Here is a 5833-nt window from a genome sequence, read left to right as displayed (position 1 = left end):
GAGCGCGGCCGCCCGGGCCGACGCGTCGGAACCGTCCGGCGTCTCCAGCAGCTCGGCGGCCCGCACCCGCACCGCCTCGTCCATGGCCTCCACGGCCGAGCCCGCGGCGGCTTCGGCCGACTCGGCCTGTTCCAGTTCGCTCCGCAGGTCGCTGCCGACCTCGACCTTCGCGTACGCGTCGGACGCCGACGCGTACGCCCGCCGCAGCGCGTCCACCGGTTCGGACGGCGCCGGGCCGTCCGCGGCGTCGGCCGCCCCGGGCACCTCGGCCAGTTCGGCGCGCGCGGTGGTCGCCGTCCGGCGGTGGCCGTCGGCGGTGCGCTGCTCCTCCCCCGCCTGTTCACGCAGCCGGGCGGCCTTGCCCGCCGCGTCGGACGCCTGGAGGTCGGCGCGCTCGGCGATCTCGGTCGCCCGTTCGGCTTCTTCGGTCCATTCCGCGATCCGGGCGCTGCGGACGCCCAGCTCGCCGAGCCGCCGCGCCTTCTCCTCGGCCTCGGCGGCGGCCGCCCGCAGCTCGGGGACGCGCTCGCGCAGCGACGCGGCTTTTTCACTCAACCGGGCGAACTCCGCGTCGGCTTGCTCCAGCGCGGTGCGGGCGGTCTCCCGCGCGGCCCGGGCCGCCTGGGCCTGCTCGGCGAGGGTGGCGACAGCGCCGGGCGGGTAGTCCTCGCGCCAGGTCGTGAGCTTCCACATCAGGGCGCCGTCCGCGGACAGCTTGGCGGACAACGCTTCGAGCCGCCGCTGCCGCTCGGTGTGCCGCCGGGCGACGGCTTCCCGCTCGGCGTCGGCGGCTTCCTCGTCGTACATCGCGGGGTTCGGCGGCACGAGGAACTCGACGCCGGGCGCGGACGGCACCTCGGCCTGCAGCGCCTCGGTGGTGCCGACCGCGATGATCGCGCTCGGCAGCAGCCGCCGCTTCGCCAGCACCTCACGGGCGCGATCGGCGTGCGCGGCCTCGTTCAAGAGCACGCCCGACACCAGCTGCGGCAGGCTTTCCAGCACTTCGGCGCGCCGGGAGGCGTCCAGTTTGGACAGGTAGCGCCACCCGGACCACGCGGTGATCCCGGCCTCTTCGAGCGCGTCCAAGGCGGCCTGGACGTCTTCCGGCGGCGGCAGCAGCCCACCGGACCCCAAGGCGGTGAGGGCCCGCTCGTCGGCGGACTCCTCCATCCGCAGCGCGGTCTGCTCCTTCTCGACGGCCGCGCTCGCCTCGCGCAGCCGTTCCAGCAGCACCGGGAGGTCGCTTTCCAGGGCGACGTCGTCGGCGCCGAGCAGCTCGACCAAGCGGCTTTCGGCGGCGAGGGCGTCGGTCCGGCGGTGGGCGCGGTCGAGGTCCTCGGCGGCGCGTTCCAGGCGGTCCTCGGTGGTCCCGGCGAGCTGGTGCGCCTCGTTCACGGCCCGTTGCGCCGCCTGGAGATCCGCCGCGACGCGGTCCAGTTCCTGTTCCCGCCGGGTCAACTCGGCGACAGCGGATTCGGCCGCGGCACGAGCGGCCCGCGAAGCTTCGGCGACGTCGGCGCCCGACGGCAGCAACCCGGCGCGGACGGCGGCCTGGACCTCTTCGCGCAGTTCGGTGATCCGCGTGGTCAGCCCGCGCGCTTCGGCCCGGCGAGCGGCAGCGAGGTTCGCGGCTTCGTCACGCTCGGTCTGCGCCTTCTCGGCTTCGGCGCGCAACGCGCCCGCGTGCGCTTCGGCCTTGTCGGCCTGCCGCTGGGCGTCCTGCGCCAGCGCGTGCAACCCGCGCGCGAGCGCCGAAGCGGCGTCGTTGCGCGCCTTGAGGGCGGGACGCGCTTTCTCCTCCCGGCTGCCGACGAGTTCGCGCAGGTCCTTCGCCTTGCGTCCGGCGTTCAGGGAGTTGAGCACGGTCGCCGTCTCGCGCCAGGCCTCCGCCTCGGTCTTCGCCGCGGCGAGCTCGGCGTCGACGCGCTTGCGGACCTCCTGGGCCTCGTCCAGCCGCAGCACCGCGACGAGACGGCGCAGCTCGGTGACGGCCGCGGCGAGCCGCCGGTGGTCGCCCTCGGCGAGCTTCTCCGCGGACTTGATCTCGGTGACGTGGTCCTCGAGCCCGGACAGCCGCGCGTTCTCGAGCTCGTTGCGCGCGACGACCCGCCCGGCCAGCGAAGCCATGTCGGCTTTCGCCGATTCGGCGATCTTCCGCGACTCCGCGGCGACGCCCTCTTCGGCGGCCAGCGGGCCCAGCAGGTCGAGCGCACCCGCCACGAAGTCGCGCTCGGACAGGAGATCCCCGCGTTGCGCCAGGTTGTGGGCGTAGGTCGCGACGACTTCGGCGAGGTCCTTGGGCTCTTCCTCGGAGATGACCGCGCGCAGCAGGAACTCGACGAAGGCGTCGTCGGTGCCGAAGGCGAACGCGTCCGCCGCTTCCCCTTCGCCCGCGTTCATCGCGCGCTGGTAGCGGAACAGCTCGGTGTCGAGGCCGAGGCTGTCGAGGCGGCCGGTCCACTCGTGGTGGCGGCGGGTCCAGGACAGCTCCAGCTCGGGTTCGGCCAGCTGGGCCGCGGTGAGCTTGTCGTGGAAGCCGGACATGGTGAGCAGCCGGCCGTCCTGGGTCATCGGCAGGGAGTCGAGCCCCAGCGCGGCGGTCGGGCGGAAGCAGTACCAGGAGTCGACGAGGTTTTCGGAGTCGGCGGACACGACGTGCCCGCGCCATTCCGACACCTTGCCGGTGATCACCCGGTGGCCGCTTTCGACGTGCAGCCACTCCAGCACGACGTGCGAGACGTCCTTGGCGGCGACGAACTTCTCCAGCACCTTGGTGCTGGTGGTGCCCACGACCTGGCGGCGGCCGGGCAGCATCACCGAGAAGATCAGCTTGATGAGCACGGACTTGCCGCCGCCGTTCTCGAGGAACAGCACGCTCGCCGGGGACGGCCGGCGCAGCTCGGCCGGACCGGTCGCGTGGATGCCCGCGCTGAACAGCGCGTCCTGCTTCGGCGCGGTGATCTTGGCGCCGACGCCGCTGAAGTCGAGCACGACGTCCTGGTAGCGGGCACCCGCCGGGCCCACCGAGTGCAGGCGGACCCGCGAAAGCTCGTACATCGATTCCCCTCTACAGCGTGTCGGACGCCGCTGCGCGCAGCGTGCCCCCGGCGGTCGCGACGGCCACGACGTCGAGCGCGAGCAAGTCGTCGAAGGCGGCGTCGGCGGCGAGTTCCCGCACCTGGATCTGGTAGCGCGGCGTGGTCCGGTAGGTGCCGCCCTGCTCGTCGCTCACCGGGACCAGGAAGCCCTGGTCGGCGAGGAACCGCAGGGCGCGGCTGACCATGCCGCGGGTGGTGTCGGCGGCCAGCCGCCCGTCCTTGGTGGCCGCGGCCGCGGGACGGCGGGTGTAGGCGCGCCAGGCCTGCTCCAGCTCGGGCGCATCGGCCAGGGGGTCGTTGTTGGCCTCGGCCTGCGCGGCGCGTTCGTCCAGCATCCGGGCGGCTTCGCGGACCATCGCGTCGACCTGCTCGACGCTGACGCGGCCGATGTAGGTGTCGTTGGCGAGGTCGTCGGGGCGCGGGTAGCCGAGCGCGGCGGTGGCGAGGTGGATCAGGCCGTGCAGGACCTTCTCGGTCTCGCGGCGCTCGCGGATCTTGGCCTGGCGGGCGTAGGAGTCCATCTTGATCTCGAAGACGGACTCGTCGGTGGCCGCGAGGACCGCGCCGGCCTGCTGGTTGACCTCGAGCACCATGAGGCCGAGCCCGGCGGCGACGGCGTGGGTGAGGGCCTTGAACGCGTTGTCCTCGCCGTAGCGGCGCACGAGGTCGCCGTAGACGACGTCACGCGCGGGCAGCTGCTTCGGCCGCATGCCGAAGGCGACCAGCCGGGCCGCGGCCTCGGCGTCCACGCTGCTGTGGGACAGCGCCATTACGCGACCTCCTCGTTTTCCTCTTCGTCGGCGCGCTCGACGGCGGCCGTGGACAGCAGCAGGTCGGCGCCGCCGAACTCCGGGTCGTCCAGGAGCGTGCCGTCGTCGACGGCGAGCAGCACCGAGCGGTCGCCTTGGCGGCGGGCCGCGCCGATCCCGGGACTGTAGGCGTGGACCGCGCGCAGCGCGACCAGGGCGGCGAGCCCGGGCTGCCGGCTGCGGCGGGCTTCTTCGAGCAGCCCCGACAGCCGCCGCGGCACCTCGGGCAGGTCGAGCAGTTCGTCGGCGCGCCGCCAGACGTCGTCGCCGAACTTGTCGCTGACCTCGGCGGGCATCAGCTCGGGTTCCGGGATCTCGCCGACCAGCTGGTCGCGCTCGGGCGCGGGCCGCAGCAGCAGGGAGACGAGGGACGACAGCGACGGCACGACCGGCGCGGTGATCCCGGCGGCCGCGTGGAAGAAGTGCTCGACGGGGGCGACGGCGTCGGCCAGCGGCAGGCCCAGGGTGGGCACGAGGAGCTGGCCGAACAGGTCCAGGGTCGCGCGCTGGGGCGGGCCGGAGAACTGCTGGCGGTCCTGTTCGGCGCGGAACACCGCGCCCGCGTCGGCCAGCCGGGACTGCAGGCGGGTGTGGCGGCGGATGCAGTCGCCGACGATGTCGACGAGCTCGGCGGCGCGGCGCTTGCGGTCCAGGTCCTCGGTCTCGTCGCGGGCGGTGGTGATGTTCTTGAGGATGGCGTTCTCGGCGCGGAACCGGGCTTCGATGTGGCCGAGTGCGCTGTCCAGGAGCTCCGGGACCTCGCGTTCCCAGTCCACCGACCGGACGTCTCGGCGGGTCGCGTCGAGCTTCGCGCGCAGGGTCTCGCCGTACTGGACGGTCCGGTAGCGGGCCTGCTCGGCGGCGAGCTTGGCGTCGGCGAGCCGGCCGCGGTTGATCAGGTTCTCGAGCTTGACCTCGGCGGCGATCTGGGCCGACTCGACGTCGGTGTCGAGCGCGCCGACCAGGACGTTGATGGCCTCGTCGGTGGCGCGCAGGTAGACCTCGCCGTCCCGGGCGGCCAGCTCGACCAGCAGCTTGAAGTCGAACTGGCGCCGCTGGTAGCCGCCCGGCCCCATCGAGCCGTAGACGCGCCGGAAGCCGCGATCGGTGGTGCCGACGTTGATGAGGTTGTCCAGGACCCACTTGGCCACCCGGACGTGCTCTTCGGGCATCCGCGACGGCGCCTGCTGGGCGATGAACGGCAGCAGCCGGTCGATGACCTCGTCGTGGCCGGCGCCGGTGTCGAAGTCCATCGCGATGGTGACCTGGTCGATCGTGTGCAGCGCGATCTCGGCCATCTGGTAGATCGTGGCGTCGGCCCAGTCGAGCTTCGCCTTGCGCGCATCCAGGTCGTGCAGCGGCGCGGTGCAGGCCAGCGCCTTGAGGCGGCGGGTCAGCCCCTCGTCGGCCAGTCCCATCGCGGCCCTGTCGTCGTCTCGCACAGCAGGCCAGGCTAGTCGGCCACCCTCTGCGCACGCGCGGGTGACGGGCTAACGTCGCCTCCATGCGTGAAATGAGCCGTGACGAGTGGTGGAAGTTCGCTTCGGAGGGGACCCGGACCGGCATGCTGGGCCTGGTCAGGAAGGACGGCTCCCCGATCGTGACACCGATCTGGTTCCTGCTGAACGAAGGCCCGGACGGTGACGAGCTGATCTTCACCACCGGCACCGAGACGCTCAAGGGCAAGGCCATCGCCCGCGACGGCCGCATCTCGCTCGCCGTCGACGACCAGAAGCCGCCGTTCTCCTACGTCCAGTTCACCGCCGAGGCGCGGCTGACCCACGACCTCGACGACATGCTCGCGTGGGCGACGAAGCTGGGCGGCCGGTACATGGGTGCCGAGCAGGCCGAGGCGTACGGCAAGCGCAACGCCGTCCCCGAGGAATCCCTCGTCCGGGCGAAGATCACCAAGGTGATCGCGCGCGC

Annotated in this window: 4 protein-coding genes; 1 reads left to right on the top strand and 3 read right to left on the bottom strand. The window is 73.1% G+C overall.

The window, feature by feature from the left end:
* The 3 genes from CCN39_RS44820 to CCN39_RS44810 all read right to left on the bottom strand — a co-directional run.
* Window positions 1-3057: coiled-coil domain-containing protein (locus CCN39_RS44820; protein ID WP_086852934.1), on the bottom strand; the 3057-nt coding region annotated here is incomplete at its 3' end.
* A 10-nt stretch (window positions 3058-3067) separates the two neighbouring features.
* The gene (locus tag CCN39_RS44815) at window positions 3068-3868 is read right to left on the bottom strand and encodes a hypothetical protein (RefSeq protein WP_086852932.1); all 801 of its coding nucleotides are present in this window, start codon (window positions 3866-3868) and stop codon (window positions 3068-3070) included.
* Window positions 3868-5325, bottom strand: a complete 1458-nt coding sequence (locus CCN39_RS44810; protein WP_086852930.1) for a hypothetical protein — start codon at window positions 5323-5325, stop codon at window positions 3868-3870. The genes CCN39_RS44815 and CCN39_RS44810 overlap by 1 nt, the downstream gene beginning before the upstream one ends.
* Before the next feature lie 86 nt (window positions 5326-5411).
* Between CCN39_RS44810 and CCN39_RS44805 the strand changes: the two genes are divergently transcribed.
* Window positions 5412-5833, top strand: a 422-nt coding sequence (locus CCN39_RS44805; protein WP_086852935.1) for a PPOX class F420-dependent oxidoreductase, incomplete at its 3' end; no start/stop codon positions are given.

The sequence above is a fragment of the Amycolatopsis kentuckyensis genome, assembly GCF_002155975.1.
Classification (GTDB): domain Bacteria; phylum Actinomycetota; class Actinomycetes; order Mycobacteriales; family Pseudonocardiaceae; genus Amycolatopsis; species Amycolatopsis kentuckyensis.
Note: the sequence above shows the minus strand (reverse complement) of the source record. Positions and strands in the feature narration are given on the sequence as shown.